We start from the raw sequence: 23042 nt of genomic DNA, 5'->3' as shown, positions 1-23042 counted from the left end.
TCAGAGCCTTGTTGAATGGGCGGACATGGCACAGTGCCATAGGAACAAAACACACAACAATCTCCGACTTTCGGTTTCAGCACCACTCCGCATCCTGCGCACTCATGAAAGAACTGACACATGTCTGTCGGCATCGTCAGCTTTTCATCATGCCCACACTTAGGACAAGTGAGCTTGGATATCAGAATGCTCCGGATCAATAGAAACGCTGAAGATCCATGCCATCATAGAGACTGGCAACTTCATCCTCATAGCCGTTGAACATCAAGGTCGGGACGCGTTTGGCAAAAACACCACCGCCGATTTTCCGCTCGGTCGCCTGAGACCAGCGTGGGTGATCCACTTCTGGGTTCACATTCGAATAGAAGCCGTACTCACGGCCATTTGCTTTGTTCCAACTGGTCGGAGGCTCTTTGTCTGTCAGCGTGATTTTCACGATCGATTTGATCGATTTGAAACCATACTTCCAAGGCACAACCAAACGCATCGGAGCACCGTTCTGTTTCGGGATGGTTTTGCCGTAAATGCCGGTGGCCATAATGGTCAGCGGATGCATGGCTTCGTCCAGACGCAGCCCTTCGACGTAGGGCCAATCCAGGGCGCCAAACTTCTGGCCAACCATCTCATCGGGACGATAAAGTGTTTCAAAGGCCACATATTCCGCGCCGGATTTCACACCCGCCAAATCAAGTAGATCTTTCAGCTCAAACCCATTCCACGGGACCACCATCGACCACGCCTCTACACAGCGGAAACGATATATGCGCTCTTCAACAGTCATGGCGGCCATGATTTCGTCGAAAGCATAATCACCGGGGCGATCCACCATGCCATCAATCGTCACGGTCCAAGGATCGGTTGTCAAACGGTGCGCGTTCTTCGCTGGATCGCCTTTGCCGGTGCCGAACTCGTAGAAGTTATTGTAGGTGGTGATTTCTTCCCAGCTGTTCGCTTCCAGCTCCATGGCCTGCGCCTTGGTACCTGCCATTGCGGCAAGACCGACACCTGCGAAACCCGCCATCAGCTGACGCCGGTTCATGTAGGCGCCATAAGGGGTTACGTCATCACGGGTCAGGTCGTTCTTCCAACGGTAGGCCATTCATCACTCCTATTGCTTTGATTGTGATGTAGGCCTAGTCCTGACGCAAGCCAAACCACATTGCATAACGTTCCGGTGGGCTGGCTGTAACAATTGCTCCTTTGGACTTAACCGGCCTCTGGGTAAATCAGGTTCATCCCCTCAGAGCGCCCAGAATCCAGCACCAGACGGACATGGTGACGCCGTAGTTTGCGCGGTTCGCTAACACCAACTGAATGGGCGATCACTTCGACCTCTTTTACGATCCCTTTGGCGTAATGAGCGACCTTCTTATACTTGCTGTCCGGCACCAGACCTTTTTGGAAACGCGGATTATGCGTCGTGATCCCCGTTGGGCAGGTGTTCTTGCTACACTTCAAAGCCTGAATGCAGCCAAGCGAGAACATGAAGCCTCGCGCAGATACGATGAAATCCGCCCCTGCCGCCAAAGCCCAGGCCACATCTCCCGGATTGATAAGCTTGCCGCTGGCAATCAAACGGATGCGATCACTCAAACCGAATTCTGCCCGCAGGTCCGCCACACGCGGGAGCGCTTCACGTATGGTCATGCCGACAAGATCCATCAATGGCATGGGGGCAGCGCCAGTTCCGCCTTCTCCACCGTCAATTGTGATGAAATCAGGGGCTGCGTTCGGGCCGCGTTTTGATATCGCCTCAAACAGCTGCCGCGTATGGTCGGGAGAGCCCACCACAAGTTTGATACCAACAGGTTTGCCTGTGACCTCGCGGATGTGGCTGATCATATCTAACAACTCATCATTGTTGCTGATTTCGCGATGTCGGTTCGGCGAGAGGCTACTTTCGCCAACTTGAATACCGCGGATCGCAGCAATCTCTTCGGTCACCTTTTCGCCAGGTAAGATGCCTCCTTTACCCGGCTTGGCCCCCTGCGCCAGTTTCAACTCAAACATGCGAACATTTTCATGCGCCGCCACTTCGCGCAGTTTCTCATCGCTCAGGTTTCCGTCTTTGTCCCGCACCCCGTATTTTGCAGTGCCGATCTGGAAAACGATGTCGCAACCGCCTTCAAGGTGATAGGGCGACAGCCCCCCTTCCCCGGTATTCATCCAGATGCCTGCTTCTTTACAGCCGCGCGACAGAGCCTGAACGGCTGGACGTGACAGAGCGCCGAAGCTCATGCCAGACAGGTTAAAGAATGACGGTGCATTACAGGGCGTCCGGGCGGTGGGCCCGATCTGCAATGCTTCAGAAGCCGAAAACTGATCATCCAGCGGCGGATAAGGGTCGTTCACAAAGATCGGTGTTCCGGTCACATTGATATTGCGTGTCGACCCGAAAGAGATCGTGTTGCTTTTGCCTGCCGCTGCCCGAGCAACCCACTCTCTCTGAGCGCGGTTAAAGGGCATTTCTTCACGGTCCATCGCAAAGAAATACTGCCGGAAGAACTCGCCAAGTTCAGAGAAGATATGCCGGAACCGGCCAATAACCGGATAGTTGCGGCGCACGGCATCGCCGGTTTGTGTGCGGTCAATAATGAATAGGACGACTGCAACAAACGCCAACAGGCCCATGACCCAGACAAAAAGTAGCCCCAGAAATTCGACAATATAAAAGGCGTTTTCCATCGACATCATGACTGGCTCACTTTCACTTCGTACTCGCTGGCAGGTTCTGTCGTTAGAGTGAGAGAGATGAGCTCAATGGGCAAGTCACGTTAGTGCCACGCAAAAACGTGGTTTCGTGAGAAATGTTGCAGACCCACTTTCTGCATGACGGCGGGCACGTAATTCACATTGACCTTTGAAGGCTTACACGAGATCACTTCTGACATGGCAAATACCAACCTAAATCAACTGATGTCACCTTTGGCGAAGCGCGCTTTTCGATTTGTCGCGCTGGATGTCGAAACCGCCAGTCGTGAGCACGGCAGTATTTGCCAAATCGGGCTTGGATGTGCGGCTGACGACGGGTCGGTTTTGACCTGGTCTTGTTACGTCAATCCCCAGACGGACTTCGCGTCCTTCAACACCGAACTCCACGGAATCAGTGCACAGACCGTATCGAACGCACCCACATTCCCAGAACTTTGGGTTGCACTTGCCCCGTTTTTGGCACGCCATGCCTTGGTACAGCACAGCCGCTTTGATGAGAAAGCGATCGCAGCGGCCTGCAAGCTCTATGGCTTACCCGTGCCGCCCTGGTATTGGACGGATAGTGTCACAGTCGCACGCAAGGCCTGGCCAGAGTTGAAAGGCAACGGCGGACATGGGCTTGGAAATCTTAAAAAGGTCCTGGGGCTGGACTTTCAACACCATGATGCAGGTGAAGACGCGCGGGCCTCTGCCCTTGTTGTGCTAAAAGCGCAGAAGGTTTTGGGCGTGGAGCTTTCCAAACTGGTGCCACCGCTAAAGCCGCAGCAACTTGCCTTCGACTTTAAGAAACAGGCCGGATAAAAACCCGGCCTGTTCTTATTCGCGAATTTAATGAACCACAGTATCGTCCGGCCGCGGAGCATTTGTGGTGCCCAAGCGATCCCCGATCATCAGCCCGCTTTCATTGGCACTGATCGGAATGACAGCCCCGTCTTTGATGTCACCAGATAGGATCATCTCGGCCAACGGGTTTTGCACCGCACGCTGAATGACGCGCTTAAGTGGTCGCGCGCCAAAGACCGGATCATAGCCTTCGTCGGCCAGCCACTTGTGTGCGGCTTCGTCCAACGTGATCTCGATCTTACGTGCTGCCAGACGTTTGCGCAGACGCGCCAGCTGGATATCAACGATACCGTCCATATCTTCGCGACCAAGACGATCAAAGATAATGGTCTCATCCAAGCGGTTCAGGAACTCAGGACGGAAGTGCGCCCGCACAGCGTCCATCACATCGCGCCGCGCCTGAGAGGCATCCGCGCCCTCCGGCAATTGGCTGAGCGCCTGCGATCCAAGGTTAGACGTCAGGATGATCAGAGTCTGCTTGAAATCAACCGTCCGGCCCTGACCATCGGTCAGGACACCGTCGTCCAACACTTGCAGAAGCACGTTGAAGACATCGGGGTGGGCTTTTTCAACCTCGTCAAACAGGACAACCTGATATGGCCGGCGCCGCACGGCTTCGGTCAAAACACCACCTTCATCGTAACCCACGTAGCCCGGAGGCGCACCGATCAGACGCGCAACTGCGTGTTTCTCCATGAACTCCGACATATCAATGCGCACCATGGCGCTGTCGTCATCAAAGAGGAAATCCGCAACCGCTTTTGTCAGCTCGGTTTTACCCACACCGGTTGGGCCAAGGAACAGGAACGAGCCAAGCGGACGGTTCTCATCATTCAGCCCAGCGCGCGCACGACGCACGGCATTGGACACGGCCGTTACAGCCTGCCCCTGACCAATCACCCGCTTGTGCAACTGATCTTCCATGCGCAGCAGTTTCTCGCGCTCACCTTCCAGCATTTTTGAAGTCGGAATACCGGTCCATCGTTCAACAACCTGAGCGATCTGCTCTGGTCGCACCGCTTCCTCGATGGTCATGTCACCTTCAGTGGATTCGGCCTCGGCGAGCTGTTTTTCCAGCCCCGGAATAACGCCGTAGCTCAACTCACCCGCCTTCGCGAGGTTGCCGTCGCGCTTGGCGATATCGAGTTCCGCGCGTGCATGATCAAGCTGCTCTTTCAGATCGCGAGCAGACGCCAGCTTGTCCCGGCCAGCCTGCCACTGGGCCGTCATCTCAGAGGACTTGTCTTGCAGGTCTGCAAGGTCTTTCTCGAGCTTCTCCAACCGATCTTTGGACGCTGCATCATCCTCCAGACGTAGGGCTTCCGCCTCGATCTGCAACTGCAGGATCTGGCGATCCAAAGCATCCAGCTCCTCTGGTTTAGAGTCGACTTCCATGCGCAAACGGCTGGCGGCTTCGTCCACCAAGTCGATGGCTTTGTCTGGCAAGAAACGATCAGTGATGTAGCGGTGGCTCAAGGTCGACGCCGCAACCAAAGCAGAGTCAGAAATCCGTACCCCGTGGTGGAGTTCGTATTTCTCTTTGATGCCCCGCAGGATCGAGATCGTGTCTTCAACTGTCGGTTCTTCAACAACCAATGGCTGGAAGCGCCGCGCCAGAGCTGCGTCTTTTTCGACGTGCTTGCGATACTCGTCCAGAGTGGTCGCGCCCACGCAGTGCAACTCGCCTCGTGCCAAGGCAGGCTTGATCAGGTTGGCCGCATCCATGGCGCCATCGGTCTTGCCTGCGCCCACAAGTGTGTGCATCTCGTCGATGAAGAGGATGATGTCGCCTGCCGCCTCGGTGACTTCCGTCAGAACCGCTTTCAAACGCTCCTCAAACTCACCGCGGTATTTCGCACCGGCGATCAGCGCACCCATATCAAGCGCAAGCAATTGCTTGTTGCGCAGAGATTCCGGCACGTCGCCGTTCACAATGCGCAGGGCCAGACCTTCGGCAATCGCTGTTTTACCCACGCCGGGTTCACCGATCAGAACCGGGTTGTTTTTGGTCCGGCGCGACAGCACCTGCATCGCACGGCGGATTTCATCGTCCCGGCCAATAATCGGGTCGATCTTTCCTTCGCGTGCGCGTTCGGTCAGGTCCTGCGCGTATTTCTTCAGGGCGTCGTAACCTTCTTCAGCTGAAGCAGTATCGGCCGTGCGCCCCTTGCGAATGTCGTTGATCGCGCCGTTCAATGCCTGCGCATTTACGGCACCTGCCTCCAAAGCTTCACGTGCTTTGGATTTCACCAGCGCCAGAGCCATAAGAATACGCTCAACCGGCACAAAGCTGTCGCCCGCTTTCTTGGCGACCTTCTCTGCCTCTGTCAGAACCTTGGCTGTCGCATTATCCATATAGGCCTGGCCGGTATCACCAGACACCTGAGGGATTTTCGAAATCGCCGCTTCTAACGCCTCAACCACACGGTTAGGTGCGCCGCCAGCGCGTTTGATCAGATTGGACGCCAGCCCCTGATCATCATCCATCAAAGCTTTCAGAATATGTTCGGGCATCACACGCTGGTGATTTTCCCGCATCGCGATGGTCTGTGCGGCTTGCACGAATCCACGCGACCGTTCCGTGAACTTGTTGAAGTCCATGGTGTCTCTCCTTCTATAAGCGCCCGGATCAGGAATGGCGCCCGCTTTGCGGCACGCCCCATTGTGGGCCTCGAATTTGATTTGGGCAATGCGGGCCGCGGCTTCAAGATGACTCGGTCGGAAATCCGGCAATTTCAAAGAATTCCGCGGTATTGAGAGGCTTTTAAGGAGTTTCTGCCAACCATTTGAATTGGAGGGCAGCTCATGGAAGTCAAAAGAATGGAACTTCTGTCGAAGGAAACGCGGCCAGATGGCGTTGTCGAAGGCAAAATTCGCGTTATTGGGTCGGGAGGTGAGAACATTCAGTTACTCTGCGAACTTCGTAGGGAACGATTGTTTTACAGACCAACCAACAGCGCTTTGGCAGCAGAAGCCTTGCGGCAACTTAGGCGCATGCCCGAATTCAGGAAAACACATATTACAATTTCAAAATTCGGATTGCCGAGGCGTCAGCTTCATCGCGTTATTACCTTAATGGCAGAACCACATAAGATAGCGTCTTGCCAAGTAGAGTTCGCAGGCATAGACAAGGCCGATTTCAACGCCACATTCAAAAAACCGGAGCCGCCCGATGACCAAAGCCGACGACCGCCTGATCGTAGCCCTAGACGTGCCTAACGCCATTCAAGGTCTGAAACTGGCCGAAGACATTGGTGATGCTGTTTCCTTCTACAAAATTGGCCTTGGTATGCTGACCGGTGGTGGTCTGGCACTGGCCAATGAGCTGAAGGGCGAACACGGCAAGAAGATCTTCCTCGACATGAAGCTTTTTGACATTGGCGCGACCGTGGAAAACGCAGTGCGGGGCTTGGCGCAATTTGATCTCGATTTCCTGACGGTTCATGGCGACCCCTACGTGGTCACCGCTGCCAAAGAAGGCGCGGCGGATAGTGATATGAAAATTCTCGCTGTCACCATTCTGACCTCTCTGGATCGCCAAGATCTGGATGGCGCATTGATCAAAGAGGGCGATCTTCGCGACTTGGTTCAGGAGCGTGCCGGCAACGCCTTTGTGGCTGGTGCGGATGGTGTAATCGCAAGCCCGCAAGAAGCCGCTTTGATCCGCGCGCTTCCGGAAGCCAAGGGAAAACTGATCGTCACACCGGGCGTGCGTCCAACGGGAGCTGCTCTGGGGGATCAAAAACGCGTGGCGACTCCATCCAGCGCGATTTCTGATGGCGCAGATCACATCGTGGTCGGCCGACCGATCTGGCAGGCACAAAGCCCACGTGCAGCTGCCCAAGCCATCGTTGACGAATTGGCATCAATCTAAGCATCGCGCTTTCAAACGTCTGACGTTGCTTCCATCCCTGCCACCCAATCGGCCAGCCGTATTTGAAAATTCGGAATGGCCTTTGGGTGCGTCAGGTATTCATCGACTGTCATAAGCCGGATCTCCTGGCCCTCACTACCCAACACTAAGTCAGAAACGCGCCCGGCATCCACCTGCGCGACAAAGAACCAGTTCGCGTGTTGTCTTGTCTGATACCTGCGGCCCCACAATAAATCATTGTGAACAACGGCAAGAGACGTTTCTTCACGACACTCCCGAACCGCGCAGTCCCAGGCGCTTTCGCCGTTTTCGCGACCGCCACCGGGCAGGTCCCAATATCCCGGCCAGGGAATATCTGGAATCTCATCCCGAAGAATCGTCACAATCTGACTGCCGACAAAGACTGTCACCTTTGCCCCGTAAAAGCGGCTGTGCTGGCCGCGCTCAAATGCTATGCTGGGGACCTCTGCCAATACCGGATACCTTAATGCCTGCCCTGTGCCGTGACTGCCTGTCTGAAGCCACCGATGCGCGCCGCTGTCCCAATTGCGGCAGCATGCGGATTGTGCGCCATGATGAGCTCTTTGATCTCTCTATAGCGCATATGGATTGCGATGCCTTCTACGCAAGTGTGGAAAAGCGCGACAACCCGGAACTGGCGGACAAACCGGTCATCATTGGCGGCGGCAAGCGCGGGGTGGTGTCGACGGCTTGCTATGTAGCTCGCATTCGCGGTGTTCGGTCAGCCATGCCCATGTTTCAGGCGATGAAACTCTGCCCGGACGCTGTTGTAGTGAAGCCAAGGATGAAAGCCTATGCCGAGGCAAGTCGCCAGATCCGCGCTCTAATGGACGAGTTAACGCCCTCTATCGAGCCGCTTTCTCTGGATGAGGCATTTATCGATCTGACAGGCACTGCCAAACTTCATGGTGCAGCTCCAGCGGTGATGCTTGCCCGCTTGGTGAAACGCATGAAAGACGAAGTTGGTGTGACAGGATCGATTGGTTTGAGCCATAACAAGTTTCTGGCCAAGGTCGCCTCTGATCTCGACAAACCTCAAGGCTTTGCCGTTATCGGCGAGGCTGAAACGGATGATTTTTTGCGCGATAAACCCGTGCGGTTGATTTGGGGCGTTGGGCCCGCAGCCCAAGAAGGGCTAGATCGCGCAGGCATTCACACCTTTGCAGATCTCTTGCGGTGGGACCAACAGGAGCTGACTGATCGATTTGGATCGATGGGGTATCGTCTTTGGCATCTGGCACGTGGTCAGGACCGCCGCAAAGTGTCGGCGCGCCAGCCCGTCAAAAGCATCAGCAAAGAAACCACTTTTTTTGAGGACACCAGCAGCATTGATTTACTGGACGGCCACATCTGGCGTCTGAGCGAGCAGGTGGCTGATCGGGCTAAAGCCAAAGGGAAAGCTGGCCGCGTCGTAACATTGAAATTGAAGCGCGCAAACTTCTCTCTGATTTCTCGTAGAATTAGCCTGCGTGACGCAACCCAGATGGCCGATACCATTTATCAGACAGCGCGAGGATTGTTCGATCAGCTGGGAGACCAAGGTCCGTATCGGCTTATCGGCGTCGGCATCTCAGACATCGTCGAAGATAGTGTTGCGGACCTGAGTGGTGACCTGCTTGATCCCAAAGCCGCTCAACGACGCAAAGCCGAACGGGCTACGGATAAGATACGTGAACGTTTTGGATCTGACGCGATCCTAAAGGGGCGCTCCATGCGCTGACGGGCGTTTGGATGTCTTAATTTCACATCCTTATTGCGGATAATTTATATCCCTGATAGTTTTTATCCACGAATCAAGGGGCAATTATGAAACTCAGCGACGGCGTAGAAGCAGCCATCCATTGTGCAAGCGCTCTGGCGAGCCTGCCAGAAAACGCGGTCATGTCAGCGAGCGATTTGGCCGAAGCCTTCGGCGTTTCGCCAAGCTATTTGCTCAAACATCTTAAAACGATGGTCGCAAAGGGACTGCTTACATCTGTATCAGGTCCGCTCGGAGGCTATCGGCTCGCAAAGTCTCCCAGCGAAATCACTTTTCTGGATATCGTTTTGGCTGTCGATGGATCCGAACCTGCCTTTCGGTGCAAAGAAATCCGGCGCAATGGGCCCTGTCCTCTTGATTCCAGCGCCTATCCCAAACCCTGTGGCATCAAAATTGCGATGCTCAAAGCTGAGCAAAAATATCGCGGTGCCTTGGCCGAAATCACAATCGCTGCGGTGACGGAAGATCACCTAGCGACAAGTGATCCCCGCGTATTGAAACGTGGGGAAACCTACCTCGCAGAACGGGCGAGGTATCAACCACAATAACCAAAGCAAAATTGGAGAGTCCAAATGCAACCACGCTTAAACTATTGGGGCGCGGCCCCTGAGCTTATGCAAAATTTCATCTCACTGAATACAGCAATTGAGGCCGCTGGGCTTGAAGCCTCCTTGCGTCATCTTGTGAAGCTTCGGGCGTCTCAAATAAACGGATGCGCCTATTGTGTAGACATGCACACGCGTGAAGCGCGCAAAGATGGCGAAACAGAACAGCGGCTCTATCTCGTCTCTGCTTGGCACGACAGCTTCCTCTACTCTGAAAGGGAACGTGCCGCATTCAAGTGGACAGAAGCGCTTACACATTTGGGCGAACGCGCACCAAACGATGCGCTATTCGAAGAAGTCAGAACCCACTTCTCTGAAGCGGAAATGGTGGCTCTCACATCGATCATAACAATGATCAACACTTGGAATCGCTTATCTGTTGCCTTCCGCGCCGTGCATGCAACCGAGGAATTCGCTGCGGCTTAAAGCTACTCCGCAGCCAATCTACGAGCGGGCCGACCAACATCAGCAAGCTGAGCGATTACACTCTGGAGGCGACGCCGAAAATCACTGAAATGCGCGTTGGGAACGATGCGTGTTTCATCCATGTAGAGCGAGCGATCAATTTCAATCTGAATTGCGTGCTGCCTGCGGGAAGGGCGACCGTAGTGCTGCGTTACATATGCCCCTGCAAAGGGCGCATTGCGAGACACCTCAAATCCTGCGTTCTGAAAAATGGCTTCTACTTCATCAACGATATCCGGCTCAGCCGACGCTCCAAATCGATCACCCAAGACGATTTCTGGCCGACGACCACCTGTTGATCTCGCATTCTCCAAGGCCTCACGCGGCATCGAATGGCAATCCATAAGAATCGCTCTGCCAAAGGCCGCTCTGGATTCGTCCAAAAGAGATTGCAAAGCCTTGTGATAAGGGTGCCAGTAGTTGTTCAAGCGAGATTCCGCTTCATCAACCCTCAGCTTACCGCGGTAAATTGGTCGCGCGTTAGAGACAACGCGAGGAATCACTCCAAGACCCGAAGCAACACGGGGATTGTTACCAACCCACTTCACACCCGCGATCAACGCCGGATCCAATTCGTCTGCACTTCGGTTGTAATCAACAAAGGCCCGTGGTGCGCCCGCCTTCAGAAAAGGAGCTCCAAACTGTGGGGCAGCGTCAAAAAGCCTGTCTACAAAGGCGTCTTCACTGCTTCTGATCCCCCGCATCGTCAGAATTGTGCGTCTGATGAACCAATCTGGATAGTCGTTGCCGCTATGCGGCGAAGCAAATACAACAGCGGAGCTGAGCTCCTTGGGGCGATCCAAAATATACGCGCGTGTTGGCATCTGCACTCCTTGTCCGAAATAAAGCATAGCGCAAAAAAGATATTTGTCGAAAGCTCTTGATCCCCCGTACGACTCCTTTTATAGACCGCTCCACCAGCGCGGAATTCCGCGCCCTTTTTTCTTAGAAGGGCTGTTTCGCAAAGGTGTCATGGGCGATTAGCTCAGCGGTAGAGCACTTCGTTGACATCGAAGGGGTCACTAGTTCGATCCTAGTATCGCCCACCATGAATTCATTGCCCCACTCTGGGGTGCCCGATTAACCAGGCGCACGTCGCGCCGCGAAATGAGGAGATTGCCATGAAGGTCAAGAACTCGCTCCGCTCGCTCAAGCAGCGTCACCGCGACTGCCGTGTTGTGCGCCGTAAGGGCCGCGTTTATGTGATCAACAAAACGCAACGCCGGTTCAAAGCGCGTCAGGGCTAAGCTCGACGCCACCGAGAAATTTAAAAGGCCGCTCCATGTAGGAGCGGCCTTTTTCTTTTCGTATCTCAGAAACTCATCCAAGTCGTTGGATGGGGTTTTGCGGATTTCGCTTAATTCGCTCAACCAATGTCTTTTGCTGCGTGTTCTTCGGGATCACGCGCGCTGGTTCCATTGCGCAATGGGCCAAAGTCAAGTCCGGGAACATGGCCATCAGTTCTTCACGCGCTTCATCAGATACGGATTTCAGAGCTTCTTCACCTGTGTAGAGACTCTCCGTGGCCGCACCTTCTGCGTAGATGATTTCGTGCTGATCGAAGACTAGGTGATAGTAAGTCACACTTTCAAACTCCGTATCGACATAGAACCCTGCCAAAGGCAACAATTGCGCTGCAGGCATTAGTACTTCGTCACATCCGAACATCTGCAAAACCGATTGCGTAGACACAACCACACGGTGCTGGCGAGAAACGAGGAGATCCCGACGCGGCAAACCATTGCCAAGTGCACCGGCCACAATGCGCACAGGGCGCAGTTTATCATTTTCAGCAAGTTCGCGGCCGTTGAAATCGGTGTGAAGAACCATCCGCAATGTCAAAAGGCGACCGTCTTGACCAACCACTGACATACCCGGGCTCAGATCTTCTACCCGCATCATGCCATCAGGGGTCTCAACATGTGTGCCTGCCACCAGACATGGGGGGCCAAGGTCATTTACATCAAGGTCACCCGTGCCAGAGACCCAGGTCGTAGAAACGAGCTCTAGATCATCCAAGACACTGCCATCTGTCGGGGTGAAAACACGCGTTCCATCTGTCAGGTAAAAAGTAATGCCTGTGATCGTGGTGGTGCTTCCGTCGCCATTGTCTACGGTGACCGTGTCACCGGGATAAGCACGATCTACGTCGATGCCATTAATGGTATCGCCACCGTCACCTCCGACGTCCCCATCGTCGTCATTGTCGACCAGCTCATATTTTTGCACAGTTAATGTGGTCCCTGCCGCAGGCGGGGAATACGGGTCAATCACCCAAAATTGGTCAAGATATGTAGCGGGCATATTCCGCTCCTTTCACCACTCGATCCGCGGTTCAAATTTCTTTCGTCCGCGTTTTTTTTAATAAAATTGAGGCTGCCACGAGACTGTGGCAAGAAAGAGGCATCAAAATGATACCTCTTTTTAATGTCTGAATTGTCCCAAATTTGTCAGCTAAAACTACCGACCGAGGAGCAACTGCACCATGGTTGGCTGATCGACATATCCGGTGACCTCCAACCCACGCGCCTTCTGAAATCGCCGCAATGCGCGACGAGATTCACGGGTGAACTCCCCATCAATTTGACCGGGTTGTAGTCCAAGATCCGTCAACCTGCGTTCGATCAGTAAACGGGCAGCTGTGCTTCCGGCAACTGCTCGCTCCATTGCTGAAAACTGCTGTTCAGCTTCGCGATCTTGCTCATCCCGTTGAAGCTCATCAATGCGTGCCCGCGCCACGTCAGCGAATTCGCCACGTGGAAACTCCACAAGAAAACGCTGATAGGATTCGACAGAATTGTCGTCCTGAGCGATGTCCCAAGCTGCTCTTTCTTGCGCATTCAAAGCTGCCCGGCGTTCCTCTTCAATATCAGATAAAGCCGATTGGGCTATGTCAGAGAAAATGCCATCCGGGAAGGACTGCAGATATCTGCGATAACCCTCTTCCGTGCCACGTGAGCCGCTATCTTGCCAAAACGCGCGATCTCTTGCTTCTTCGATTTCCCGACGACGACGCGCCTCTTCTTCAAGCTCTGCAGCTCGACGCAAAGCAAATTCCTGCATCAAAGAGAGCTGGTCACGATCGAGAAAACCGTGTGGCTCTAAACCCTGATCGGACTGCCAAGCTGCAATTGCTCGCCGCGAGGCTGGACCAAATACCCCATCGATCCCCCGTGGGTCATAACCCAAAAGAGCAAGATCACGTTGGATGGAACGGCGACGGTCACGATTGAGGCCCAATGCCTGCTCTGCTGCTTTGATGCGCGCCTCTTGATCATCGACACGTGCCTGTATTTGACGGCGTGCATCTGTGGCAAACAATCCATTCGGAAATCTGTTCAGGTAAGCATTCAGCGCCTCCTCGGTTCCGATATCGCGCACAGCGCTCCAATAAGCGATTTCGCCCATATCCTGTGATGGTTCTGAGGAAGACGTTGTGGTTTTCTCAAAGGCAATCGCATCAGAGATAAATCCTGAAACAGCAGCGCCCCCATCCAGCTCTGAAACGTCAAATGTTGTAGCCCCGTCTTGCAACAATACTCCGAAAGAACGGCCCATTTGCACACTGTCTCCGCGTAGTAGCGTCGCTCCTTGCGGCATTGCTAACTCGCCAGCCCCTGCATTGAGATCAACCAGATCGGTAAGTGGCCTCGGATCATCAATCACAGCTAAAACAGCACGCCCAGCGGCAGCACCAAGAATCGTTTCAAAGACACTCAAAGGGAGTCCCTTGCTTCCAATGTCAAAACGGTCAGGACTGGAGACCTCTTGCCCCATAAGCCAAGTATCTCGCCCATCTGAAACAAGGTGACCGCGCAAAAGGATGACAATGCGATCCGCATTGCCCTGAGCACCTGTATCGAATGAAAATGCGGCAGCGCGAAGTTCACCTATTGTGGCATCCCTTGCAAGGGAGACTTCGAACCCCGCTTGCTCAAGTGAGCTCATCATAAGCTGAAGACGGCTATCCCGTCTAAGGTCAGAGAGCCGCCGATGGTCTTGCTGATCTACAACCAAAGCCAAGTCTTTGGCCACCGAAGGCCCGCCGATCAACATGAGAACCGCGGCCAAAACCGTCCAGAAAAAGCGCATATGCCCCTCCACCAATGTTTCAGCATCCCTGCGCTCAGTGTGGCGCAATTTGACTGTAAAAACAAAGATGACGCTAAATAACGGGGAATTTCCCGTTATTTAGCGCCTAGGGAGGTAACTGCGGGAGGATTAATCGTACTTACGCTGATCTTCGATCACGATGCCATCATTGGGCAACGAGCCCGGCGCAACGATCTCGATACGCCCTTTCAACTTGAGCAGCCCAACGACGCTGTCAGCATAACAGGCATCATCAGAAGCTTCGGTTTCCAAACGAACGGTCATCACATCACTTTCGCCTTCACGGCTGGCAACCACACGCGCCTTTGAGACGTCATCATGGCGTGCAACTAGTGCGGCCACCTGCTCGGGGCGCACAAACATGCCTTTGATCTTTGTTGTCTGATCTGCTCGGCCCATCCAGCCTTTGATGCGGGTATTGGTGCGCCCACAAGGGCTTTCGCCCGGCATCACAGCCGACAGATCGCCTGTCGCGAAACGAATAAGCGGATAGTCAGGGTTCAGCGTCGTCACAACAACTTCACCGACCTGCCCCGGCGCAACAGGAATTCCAGTTCCGGGCGTCACAATCTCAACGATGACATGCTCATCTATGATCATGCCTTCTTTGGCATCGCTTTCGTAAGCGATATTTCCTAGATCAGCCGTAGCATAGCTCTGCAAGCAAGCGATGCCGCGATCCTCATAGTAGGCTCTAAGACTGGGGAAAAGCGCCCCGCCGCCAACTGCAGCCTTCTTGAATTGCAGCGAGACACCCAATTGATCCGCTTTATCCAAAATCACCTTCAGATAGTCTGGCGTACCGGCGTAGGCCGTCGAGCCCAGCGCAGCAGCAGCTTCCACTTGCAACTCGGTTTGACCGGTCCCTGCAGGAACAACTGCTGCGCCCACTGCTCGTGCACCATTTTCAAATATCATCCCTGCCGGGGTGAGGTGATAGCCAAAGCAGTTCTGAACAACATCACCTTTGCCAATTCCACAGGCATGCAGGAAACGCCCCATGCGCCACCAATCATCACCGATCCCACCGGGTTCGTAGATTGGTCCTGGCGACTGAAAGAGATGCTCAAATTCCTGAGCAGCGCGCGCGTTAAAGCCGCCAAGAGGTCGTTGCTTTTGCTGTGCCGCCACTAAGTCAGATTTGCGGAGCACCGGAAGTGTAGCAAGATCATCAATGCTCTTGATGGTTGACGGGTCCACATTGGCAAATGTCGCCGCATAGCCTGACAGGACCTTCGCGCGCGCGATCTGTGCAGGCAACGCGACAGCAATATCCTCTGCCCGTTGGTCCGAAGAGCGCGTTTCCAGCTGATCAAAATAGCGGCTCATAAAGTGTTCTTTCTCTTGGGGTTATTTACCGGTGGATTGTGAAAGTGGTGCAAGAAGATCAGCTGAGCCAACGTTTGCGGCGACGATATGAACGCACGTCACGGAAGGATTTGCGCCCTTCATCGGACATGCCGAGGTAAAATTCTTTAACGTCAGGGTTCTCACGAAGCTCCGCGGCTGGGCCGTCCATAACCACGCGACCCGACTCTAGAATGTAACCGTAGTGGGCATAACGCAGTGCTACGTTGGTGTTTTGCTCGGCCAGCAAGAAGGTCACGCCTTCGTTTTCGTTGACCGATTTCACGATCTCAAAGATCTGCTCGACCAGTTGCGGAGCAAGACCCATCGAAGGTTCATCAAGAAGGATGGTTTCCGGGCGGCTCATCAAGGCGCGTCCCATGGCAACCATTTGTTGTTCACCGCCAGATGTGTAGCCCGCTTGAGATTTGCGACGCTCCTTCAGGCGCGGGAAATAGTGGTAGACCATCTCAAGGTCTTTTTGGACAGCACCCTTACCATCGGTCCTGGTGTAAGCACCGGTCAGAAGATTTTCTTCGACAGTCAGGTGCTCGAAACAGTGGCGGCCTTCCATCACTTGAATGACGCCACGCTTCACAAGTGCAGCGGGATCAAGATCCTGAACGCGATCTCCTCGGTAGTTAACCGAGCCTTTGGTCACTTCTCCACGCTCAGAGTGAAGTAGATTTGAGATCGCTTTAAGCGTGGTGGTTTTTCCGGCGCCGTTGCCGCCAAGCAAAGCTGTAATACCGCCCTTTGGCACGGTCAGGCTGACACCTTTCAAGACGAGGATCACGTGATTGTAGATCACCTCGATATTGTTGACCTCTAGCAGGGCTTCGTCATTTGGGGCCGCGTCGAACATATTGGCTCTTTCTGGTCTCTTGAAATGGGTCCGGCCACAGACGCGGCCGGACCAACTGGGTTAGCTGCAACCAGCTGTGATGCCATTCTCGCTAGCGTAACCAGCAGAGTCGGCTTCGATCAGTGGCGCGATCACGTCTCCATCGGAGGAGATAAAGTCGGTGATCACATTCCAGCTCTGGTTTGCAGCATCCCATTGCTGGACAACGGCAGTGCCAGGACCGCCATGGTTTTCACAGGAAACCGCGAACTCTGGACCGATATTTGGCATACCGAGTTCAGACATACGTGCGTTGGTAACTTCCAGTGCTTCCATGCCATCACGCATCATCGCAGGGGTGATGTCGCTGACACCGTGGATGCCCTGCGCCTTTTCGATAGCCAGCTGCGCCAGCATCGCTGCGTAAAGACCACGACGGTAAATCACGTTGCCAATATTGGAACCATCACCAGCCGCGAGGCCTTTGTCCGCAACCATCGATTGAATTTCAGCCAAAACTGGCATTTCACCACCGCCGTTGAAGTTCAACGATTTGTAGCCGTTTGACTTGTCGCCAGATGGGAGAACGTCATGATCTGCGCCGGACCACCAGATGCCGACAAACTTCTCCATTGGGAAACGGATGTTCGCGGCTTCTTGAATTGCGACCTGGTTCATCACGCCCCAGCCCCACATCAGAACATAGTCTGGGCGCTCACGGCGGATTTGCAGCCACTGTGATTTCTGCTCTTGGCCCGGGTGATCCACAGCCAGCGCTTTGAAATCAAAACCGTGCTTTTCAGACAGTGCTTCGAGCGTACGGATTGGTTCCTTACCGTATCCAGAGTTGTGGTAGATCAGGCTGATTTTCTTGCCATCCAGGCTACCACCATTCTCGTCCAGAAGGTGCTTCACTGCGATGGAGGCACCATCCCAATAGTTCACAGGGTAGTTAAAGACATTGCGGAAAACCTGACCGTTTTTCGCAGAAGTCCGGCCATAGCCCATGGAGTGGATAGGAATACCGTCAGCCGTTGCTTTTGGGATCAGCTGATAGGTGATGCCTGTGGACAGCGGTTGATAGACAAGAGCGCCTTCGCCTTTGGTCGCCTCATAGCACTCCACACCTTTTTCGGTGTTAAAGCCGGTTTCGCATTCAACGATGCGCACCTTCTCGCCGCCAATGCCGCCATCGCGCTCATTGAGCAGGGTAAAGTAGTCTTGGTAGCCATCAGAGAACGGAATGCCACCAGCCGCATAAGGGCCTGTGCGATAGCTGAGATCTGGGATGACCAGATCGGCCAGCGCAGGCGAGGCTGCCATCAAGGCACCTACTGCGAGAGTTGTTAGTTTCTTCATCGGGTTCTCCTCCCATTGGTTTGTCCGATTATCAGGGGCTCCTCCCCCTTAATTGGTTGGCTTTGGCCCCGCCTTAATGCGGGAAGGGCCACAGCCGTAGTTTCTCCTTGGCAACGCGCCAGAGTTGGGCGAGGCCATGGGGTTCGGCGACAAGGAACGTGATGATCAATGCGCCGATAATTAGGAATTCAAGGTGTGCTGCGAGGTCGGTCGGCCAGCCCAGCGCTCCCACCAGCAGGTTCTTCAAAAGCACCGGCAGCAGAACGAGGAAGGCTGCCCCAGCGAAGCTGCCAAAGATCGAGCCAAGACCGCCGATGATGATCATGAAGAGCACTAGGAACGACTTGTTGATGCCAAAGGCTTCACCCACTTCCACCGCGCCAAGATAGACAGCGAAGAACAGCGCACCGGAGATACCGACGAAGAAACCTGAGACTGCAAAGGCTGAAATCTTTGCTTTCAGTGGGTTCACACCAATGATTTCCGCCGCGATGTCCATGTCGCGGATTGCCATCCACTGACGACCCTGCATGCCGCGTGTCAGGTTCCGCGCCACCAAAGCGCAGACCGTCAGGATCACAAGACAGAAGAGATAGGTCGCCCAGGCTTCAGTATTCGGGCCGGTGACTTCAATGCCAAAGATTGTACGCTCTGGTGCGTTGATCTGACCTGATGCTGAGTAGTTGTAGAACCATGGCACCCGGTTAAAGAGCCACACCAAGAAGAACTGCGCCGCGAGCGTCGCCACTGCGAGGTAGAATCCTTTGATGCGCAGGGATGGCAAACCGAAAAGGACACAGACCAGTCCAGTAATGCCCCCCGCCAAAATGACGTGGATCAGAATGCTGACCTCCGGAAAGGCCGTCATCAGTTTGTAGCAGCCATAGGCCCCTACAGCCATGAAGCCGCCAGTACCCAGGCTCACCTGACCGCAGTAGCCGGTCAGGATGTTCAGGCCGATTGCCGCGATCGAATAGATCAGGAACGGCAGGAAGATCGCATTGACCCAGTAGTCGTTGATCAGGAACGGAACGATGGCAAATCCAACGAACAGGACCGCATAGTACCGATACCGGTCGAACTTGATCGGAAAGGTCTGGTTGTCTTCTGCATAGGACGTTTTGAAATCGCCCGCTTCACGATAGAACATCTCTCAAAACTCCACAGAGGTTGCGTTATAAGTCACGGATTTGGGGTCACACACGTTCAATGATTTTCTCCCCAAAGAGGCCTTGTGGACGGAACACGAGAAAGATCAGCGCGAGCACATAGGCGAACCAGTTTTCGGTTGCGCCGCCCACGAGCGGACCCACTGCAAACTCAAAGAGTTTCTCGCCCACACCGATGATCAAACCGCCAATGATGGCGCCAGGGATCGAGGTGAAGCCACCGAGCATGAGAACCGGCAGAGCTTTCAGTGCGATCAGAGACAGCGAGAACTGAACACCGGACTTGGTGCCCCACATGATGCCCGCAACCAGAGCCACGAAACCTGCAACGGACCAGACCATGACCCAGATGAAATTTAGGGATACACCCACCGACAGTGCTGCTTGGTGATCATCGGCCACTGCGCGCATGGCACGGCCCTGTTTGGTGTACTGAGCAAAGATGACCAGCGCGCCAACCAGCAGCGCTGCGATGATTGTGGCGACGATGTCGAGGTTATCGATGAAGAAGCCGTAACCAAAGATCCCATAGGTTGCTTCATCGATGGCGATGTTGATGCCCTGGGGCAGCCCAACATCCAGCTTCTTAATCTCAGACCCCCACATGATGTCACCGACACCTTCAAGGAAATAGGCTAGGCCAATAGTCGCCATGAAAAGAATGATCGGCTCTTGCCCCACCAAATGGCGGAAGACGAATTTTTGCACGCAGATCGCCAGCAGAACCATCACAGCCATAGTCAGCAAAATCGCGAGTACCGCGGGTACATGCCAACCAAAGTGATGAAGTTCTGTCCCAAAGATCGCGTTGATCAGATGGGCGAAGGGGATTTGCCCTTCCATGATGCCAACCAATGTCAGAGCTGAGAACAGCGCCATAACACCCTGGGCGTAGTTAAAGATACCTGAGGCCTTGTAGATCAACACAAACCCCAGAGCGACGAGCGCATAGAGAACCCCGGCCATCAGACCGTTCAGGAACACTTCCATGCCGAAAATCAGTTGATCAGGCATTGTGACGGCCTCCAAAAATGACGTGAATTTGCTTAGTCATGTGCCACTCCCAAGTAGGCGTCGATGACGTCCTGGTTGTTGCGCACTTCATCCGGGGTGCCGTCCCCGATCTTCTTGCCGTAATCCATCACAACAACGCGATCAGACAGGTCCATGACCACGCCCATATCGTGTTCAATCAGAGCGATGGTGGTCCCGAACTCGTCGTTCACGTCGAGGATAAAGCGGCTCATGTCCTCTTTTTCTTCAACGTTCATGCCGGCCATCGGCTCATCCAATAGCAGGATGGATGGCTCTGCCGCCAAAGCACGCGCCAGTTCAACCCGTTTTTTCAGGCCATATGGAAGACGCCCAACGGGGGTCTTGCGAATTGACTGGATCTCGAGGAAGTCGATAATCTTTTCAACCACTTCCCGGTTGGCGACTTCTTCGCGTTCCGCCTTACCCTTCCATAGCGCCTGTGACCAGATGCTTGACTTTGTGTGGTGCAGGCGACCAGTCATGATGTTGTCCAGAACCGTCATACCTTCAAACAGAGCGATATTCTGAAAGGTCCGCGCGATACCTTGGCGCGCAACCTGATAGGGCCGCATTTGAGGGCGCAGTTTACCTTGGTAGTAGACCTGACCTTCCTGTGGATTGTAAAAGCCTGAAATGACGTTCAGCATCGAGGATTTACCGGCCCCGTTCGGCCCGATGATGGCACGGATCTCACCCTGGCGAATATCAAAACTGATATCTTTGATGGCCACCACGCCCCCGAAGCGCAGGGTGATGTTTTTCATCTCCATGACCACACCGCCAATCGTGCGGCCGTCATCTGTTACGTAGCTGTCAGAGGCATCAAGCATGATGCACCTCCTTCATAGTCTTGAATTCTGTCCCCATCATTCTGCGGCCACCTTGTGCTGAACGGCTGGCGCCACAGTTGCATTCCGCAGTTCAAGCGTCGCGCTGATGCTACCCTTGCGACCATCTTCATAGGTCACTTCCGTCACTGTGCTGATTTCAGGGGATCCGTCGTATAGCCCGGTCACGAGATCGGCGAATTTCTCTTCGACAATCTTGCGGCGTACTTTCTTGGTGCGCGTCATTTCACCGTCATCCGCATCGAGTTCCTTGTGCAAAACAAGGAAGCGATGAATTTGACATCCCGACAGCATTGGGTCCTCGGCAACCGACCGGTTCACGGCCTCAACATGGGACTGAATTGTGTCGAGGACCCTGGGATGCCCCGCCAGTTCTTGATAAGATGCATAGGCAATATTATTGCGCTCAGCCCAGTTCCCGACAGCCGTCAAGTCGATATTGATGAAGGCGACGCAGCGATCTTTGCCATTGCCAAACAGCACGGCTTCCAGAATGTCAGGATAGAACTTCAGTTTGTTCTCAACATATTTCGGCGCAAACATGGAACCATCGGCAAGTTTACCGACGTCTTTCACGCGGTCGATGATGCGCAGGTGGCCAGACTTGTCGTCGATGAAGCCAGCATCTCCTGTCGCGACCCAGCCTTCAGCATCTTTGGTTGATGCTGTGCTGTCCGGGTTGTTGAAGTACTCAACAAAGACCCCGGGTGAGCGATAGAAAATCTCGCCACTATCTTCGATACGCAACTCAACATCTGGCGCAGGCACACCCACGGTATCGGCACGCACTTCGCCGTTTGGCTGAACGGTAATGAACACCGAAGCCTCGGTCTGACCATAAAGCTGCTTCAGGTTGATACCCAAAGAACGATAGAAATCAAAGAGTTCCGGCCCAATCGCTTCGCCGGCCGTATAGCCGACACGTACACGCGAAAATCCAAGTGTGTTTTTCAGTGGCCCATATACGAAAAGCTCACCAAGTTTGTATTTCAGGCGGTCCGCGAAACTGACAGGTTTCCCATCCAGTATGGCTGGGCCCACCTTCTTGGCGTGATCCATATAGCGGCGAAAGAGCCACTGTTTGAACTTGCCCGCGTCTTCCATGCGGATCATCACTTCGGTCAGATGCTTTTCGAAAATGGCTGGCGGCGCGAAGAAATAGGTAGGCCCGATTTCGCGAAGATCCGTAGCAATCGTCTCAACTGACTCAGGACAATTGACGGTAAAGCCTGTGCAATAAGCCTGCCCAATGGAGAAGATAAAGTCACCAACCCACGCCATCGGAAGATAGGCCAAAATCTCTTCATCTTTGTGCAGATGGTCAAAATGGCTGGAGTTCTGAGCTGTCTTGATAATGTTGCGGTTCGAAAGAACAACGCCCTTTGGCTTACCCGTTGTGCCAGAGGTGTAGAGCATCACGCAGGTGCTCTCTAAGGTCAGCTGGTCACGACGGTTATTCAGCTCTCCGATCAGCTCATCATAGGCTGCGCGCCCTTGATCCTGAACATGAGAATATTCGTGCAACTTGCGATGATCATACTTCCGCAAGCCACGCGGATCGACATAGATCATATGCTCAAAGCTATCGAGCTGCTCGCGCACGTCGATGACTTTGTCCACCTGTTCTTGGTCATCCACGATGGCGTATTTTGCGCCACAGTTTGCCAGAACATGTGCCATCTCTTCTGCAGCACTGTCTTGATACATCGGGACGGGCACCGCGCCGATGGATTGAATGGCAACCATTGCCCAATAAAAATACGGACGGTTTCGACCAATGATGGCGACAAAGTCCCCTTCTGCGACACCAAGATTGAGAAGACCGAGCGCTAGGGCTTCAATCTCTTTCTCGGTTTCCGCCCAAGTCCAGGTCTGCCAAATTCCGAATTCTTTCTCTCGATAAGCGGTTTTTTTGCCGAATTGCTCGACATTCCGCTTCAAGAGCGCGGGGATGGACACAAGCCCATCGGTCGCCTCTGACGACTTAGTCAAATTCTATTCCTCCCTAAGGCCCACAATCGTGGGCTGAATCGCTGGTGCGATTCTCC

21 protein-coding genes and 1 tRNA gene (1 of these 22 only partly in view) are annotated in these 23042 nt (G+C 54.0%); 7 read left to right on the top strand and 15 right to left on the bottom strand.

Annotated elements, in window-relative coordinates; all coding sequences use genetic code 11:
* The 3 genes from M0D42_RS15950 to M0D42_RS15940 form a co-directional block, all read right to left on the bottom strand.
* Nucleotides 1–197, bottom strand: the 5' portion of a protein-coding gene (locus tag M0D42_RS15950; protein ID WP_419195974.1) for a GDCCVxC domain-containing (seleno)protein. Its footprint begins 22 nt before the window's first position; only the first 197 of its 219 coding nucleotides appear in the window; it begins with the start codon at nt 195–197; its stop codon lies beyond the left edge, outside the window.
* Entirely contained in the window at nt 197–1099 is a 903-nt protein-coding gene (msrP, locus tag M0D42_RS15945) for a protein-methionine-sulfoxide reductase catalytic subunit MsrP (RefSeq protein WP_265019580.1), read from the bottom strand. The genes M0D42_RS15950 and msrP overlap by 1 nt, the downstream gene beginning before the upstream one ends.
* A gap of 107 nt (nt 1100–1206) precedes the next feature.
* Nucleotides 1207–2685: an FMN-binding glutamate synthase family protein gene (locus tag M0D42_RS15940; RefSeq protein WP_265021191.1), complete on the bottom strand. Its 1479-nt coding sequence runs from the start codon at nt 2683–2685 to the stop codon at nt 1207–1209.
* A gap of 204 nt (nt 2686–2889) precedes the next feature.
* Here M0D42_RS15940 and M0D42_RS15935 point away from each other — a divergent pair, with 204 nt between their 5' ends.
* Nucleotides 2890–3513 carry a 3'-5' exonuclease gene (locus M0D42_RS15935; RefSeq protein WP_265019579.1) on the top strand — a complete coding sequence of 208 codons (624 nt, stop codon included), beginning with the start codon at nt 2890–2892 and terminating at the stop codon, nt 3511–3513.
* Between the two features lie 27 nt (nt 3514–3540).
* Here M0D42_RS15935 and clpB read toward each other — a convergent pair whose 3' ends face one another.
* Nucleotides 3541–6156: an ATP-dependent chaperone ClpB gene (clpB, locus tag M0D42_RS15930; protein ID WP_265019578.1), complete on the bottom strand. Its 2616-nt coding sequence runs from the start codon at nt 6154–6156 to the stop codon at nt 3541–3543.
* A 571-nt stretch (nt 6157–6727) separates the two neighbouring features.
* Between clpB and pyrF the strand changes: the two genes are divergently transcribed.
* Nucleotides 6728–7429: an orotidine-5'-phosphate decarboxylase gene (pyrF, locus tag M0D42_RS15925; RefSeq protein WP_265019577.1), complete on the top strand. Its 702-nt coding sequence runs from the start codon at nt 6728–6730 to the stop codon at nt 7427–7429.
* A gap of 11 nt (nt 7430–7440) precedes the next feature.
* On the opposite strand, the gene M0D42_RS15920 is transcribed toward pyrF, so the two are convergent.
* The gene (locus tag M0D42_RS15920) at nt 7441–7839 is read right to left on the bottom strand and encodes an NUDIX hydrolase (protein WP_265019576.1); all 399 of its coding nucleotides are present in this window, start codon (nt 7837–7839) and stop codon (nt 7441–7443) included.
* Between the two features lie 77 nt (nt 7840–7916).
* Between M0D42_RS15920 and M0D42_RS15915 the strand changes: the two genes are divergently transcribed.
* The 3 genes from M0D42_RS15915 (at nt 7917) to M0D42_RS15905 (ending at nt 10240) form a co-directional block, all read left to right on the top strand.
* Entirely contained in the window at nt 7917–9170 is a 1254-nt protein-coding gene (locus M0D42_RS15915) for a DNA polymerase IV (RefSeq protein WP_265019575.1), read from the top strand.
* A gap of 86 nt (nt 9171–9256) precedes the next feature.
* Nucleotides 9257–9757 carry an RrF2 family transcriptional regulator gene (locus tag M0D42_RS15910; RefSeq protein ID WP_265019574.1) on the top strand — a complete coding sequence of 167 codons (501 nt, stop codon included), beginning with the start codon at nt 9257–9259 and terminating at the stop codon, nt 9755–9757.
* Between the two features lie 24 nt (nt 9758–9781).
* A complete protein-coding gene (locus tag M0D42_RS15905) occupies nt 9782–10240 on the top strand; it encodes a carboxymuconolactone decarboxylase family protein (protein WP_265019573.1) in 459 nt (152 codons plus the stop codon).
* Nucleotides 10241–10242: 2 nt separating this feature from the next.
* On the opposite strand, the gene M0D42_RS15900 is transcribed toward M0D42_RS15905, so the two are convergent.
* Nucleotides 10243–11103 carry an N-formylglutamate amidohydrolase gene (locus M0D42_RS15900; RefSeq protein WP_265019572.1) on the bottom strand — a complete coding sequence of 287 codons (861 nt, stop codon included), beginning with the start codon at nt 11101–11103 and terminating at the stop codon, nt 10243–10245.
* A 150-nt stretch (nt 11104–11253) separates the two neighbouring features.
* On the opposite strand from M0D42_RS15900, the gene M0D42_RS15895 reads away from it, so the two are divergent.
* Nucleotides 11254–11328, top strand: a tRNA-Val gene (locus tag M0D42_RS15895).
* 72 nt (nt 11329–11400) lie between these two features.
* Nucleotides 11401–11526 (top strand): type B 50S ribosomal protein L36, encoded by a 126-nt coding sequence (gene ykgO, locus M0D42_RS15890; RefSeq protein ID WP_012177066.1) that lies wholly within the window; start codon nt 11401–11403, stop codon nt 11524–11526.
* Between the two features lie 73 nt (nt 11527–11599).
* Here ykgO and M0D42_RS15885 read toward each other — a convergent pair whose 3' ends face one another.
* The 9 genes from M0D42_RS15885 to M0D42_RS15845 all read right to left on the bottom strand — a co-directional run bounded on the left by M0D42_RS15885 (nt 11600) and on the right by M0D42_RS15845 (nt 22986).
* Nucleotides 11600–12583 (bottom strand): Hint domain-containing protein, encoded by a 984-nt coding sequence (locus tag M0D42_RS15885; RefSeq protein WP_265019571.1) that lies wholly within the window; start codon nt 12581–12583, stop codon nt 11600–11602.
* Nucleotides 12584–12739: 156 nt separating this feature from the next.
* Complete coding sequence (locus M0D42_RS15880) at nt 12740–14371, bottom strand: peptidoglycan-binding domain-containing protein (RefSeq protein WP_265019570.1); 1632 nt, start codon at nt 14369–14371, stop codon at nt 12740–12742.
* 129 nt (nt 14372–14500) lie between these two features.
* Nucleotides 14501–15721: a phenylacetate--CoA ligase family protein gene (locus M0D42_RS15875; protein WP_265019569.1), complete on the bottom strand. Its 1221-nt coding sequence runs from the start codon at nt 15719–15721 to the stop codon at nt 14501–14503.
* 58 nt (nt 15722–15779) lie between these two features.
* Nucleotides 15780–16604, bottom strand: coding sequence for an ABC transporter ATP-binding protein (locus M0D42_RS15870; RefSeq protein WP_265019568.1), 825 nt, complete (start codon nt 16602–16604; stop codon nt 15780–15782).
* A 60-nt stretch (nt 16605–16664) separates the two neighbouring features.
* On the bottom strand, nt 16665–17942 hold the full coding sequence (locus M0D42_RS15865; protein ID WP_265019567.1) for an ABC transporter substrate-binding protein: 1278 nt from the start codon (nt 17940–17942) through the stop codon (nt 16665–16667).
* A gap of 73 nt (nt 17943–18015) precedes the next feature.
* Complete coding sequence (locus M0D42_RS15860; RefSeq protein ID WP_265019566.1) at nt 18016–19092, bottom strand: branched-chain amino acid ABC transporter permease; 1077 nt, start codon at nt 19090–19092, stop codon at nt 18016–18018.
* A gap of 46 nt (nt 19093–19138) precedes the next feature.
* Nucleotides 19139–20125 carry a branched-chain amino acid ABC transporter permease gene (locus M0D42_RS15855; RefSeq protein WP_265019565.1) on the bottom strand — a complete coding sequence of 329 codons (987 nt, stop codon included), beginning with the start codon at nt 20123–20125 and terminating at the stop codon, nt 19139–19141.
* Nucleotides 20126–20157: 32 nt separating this feature from the next.
* Entirely contained in the window at nt 20158–20976 is an 819-nt protein-coding gene (locus tag M0D42_RS15850) for an ABC transporter ATP-binding protein (RefSeq protein WP_265019564.1), read from the bottom strand.
* Nucleotides 20977–21012: 36 nt separating this feature from the next.
* Nucleotides 21013–22986, bottom strand: coding sequence for an AMP-binding protein (locus M0D42_RS15845; protein WP_265019563.1), 1974 nt, complete (start codon nt 22984–22986; stop codon nt 21013–21015).
* Nucleotides 22987–23042 lie beyond the last annotated feature (56 nt).

The organism is Cognatishimia activa, from assembly GCF_026016445.1.
In the GTDB taxonomy this organism is placed as follows: Bacteria; Pseudomonadota; Alphaproteobacteria; order Rhodobacterales; family Rhodobacteraceae; genus Cognatishimia; species Cognatishimia activa_B.
This window is presented reverse-complemented; position numbering and strand designations above follow the sequence as displayed.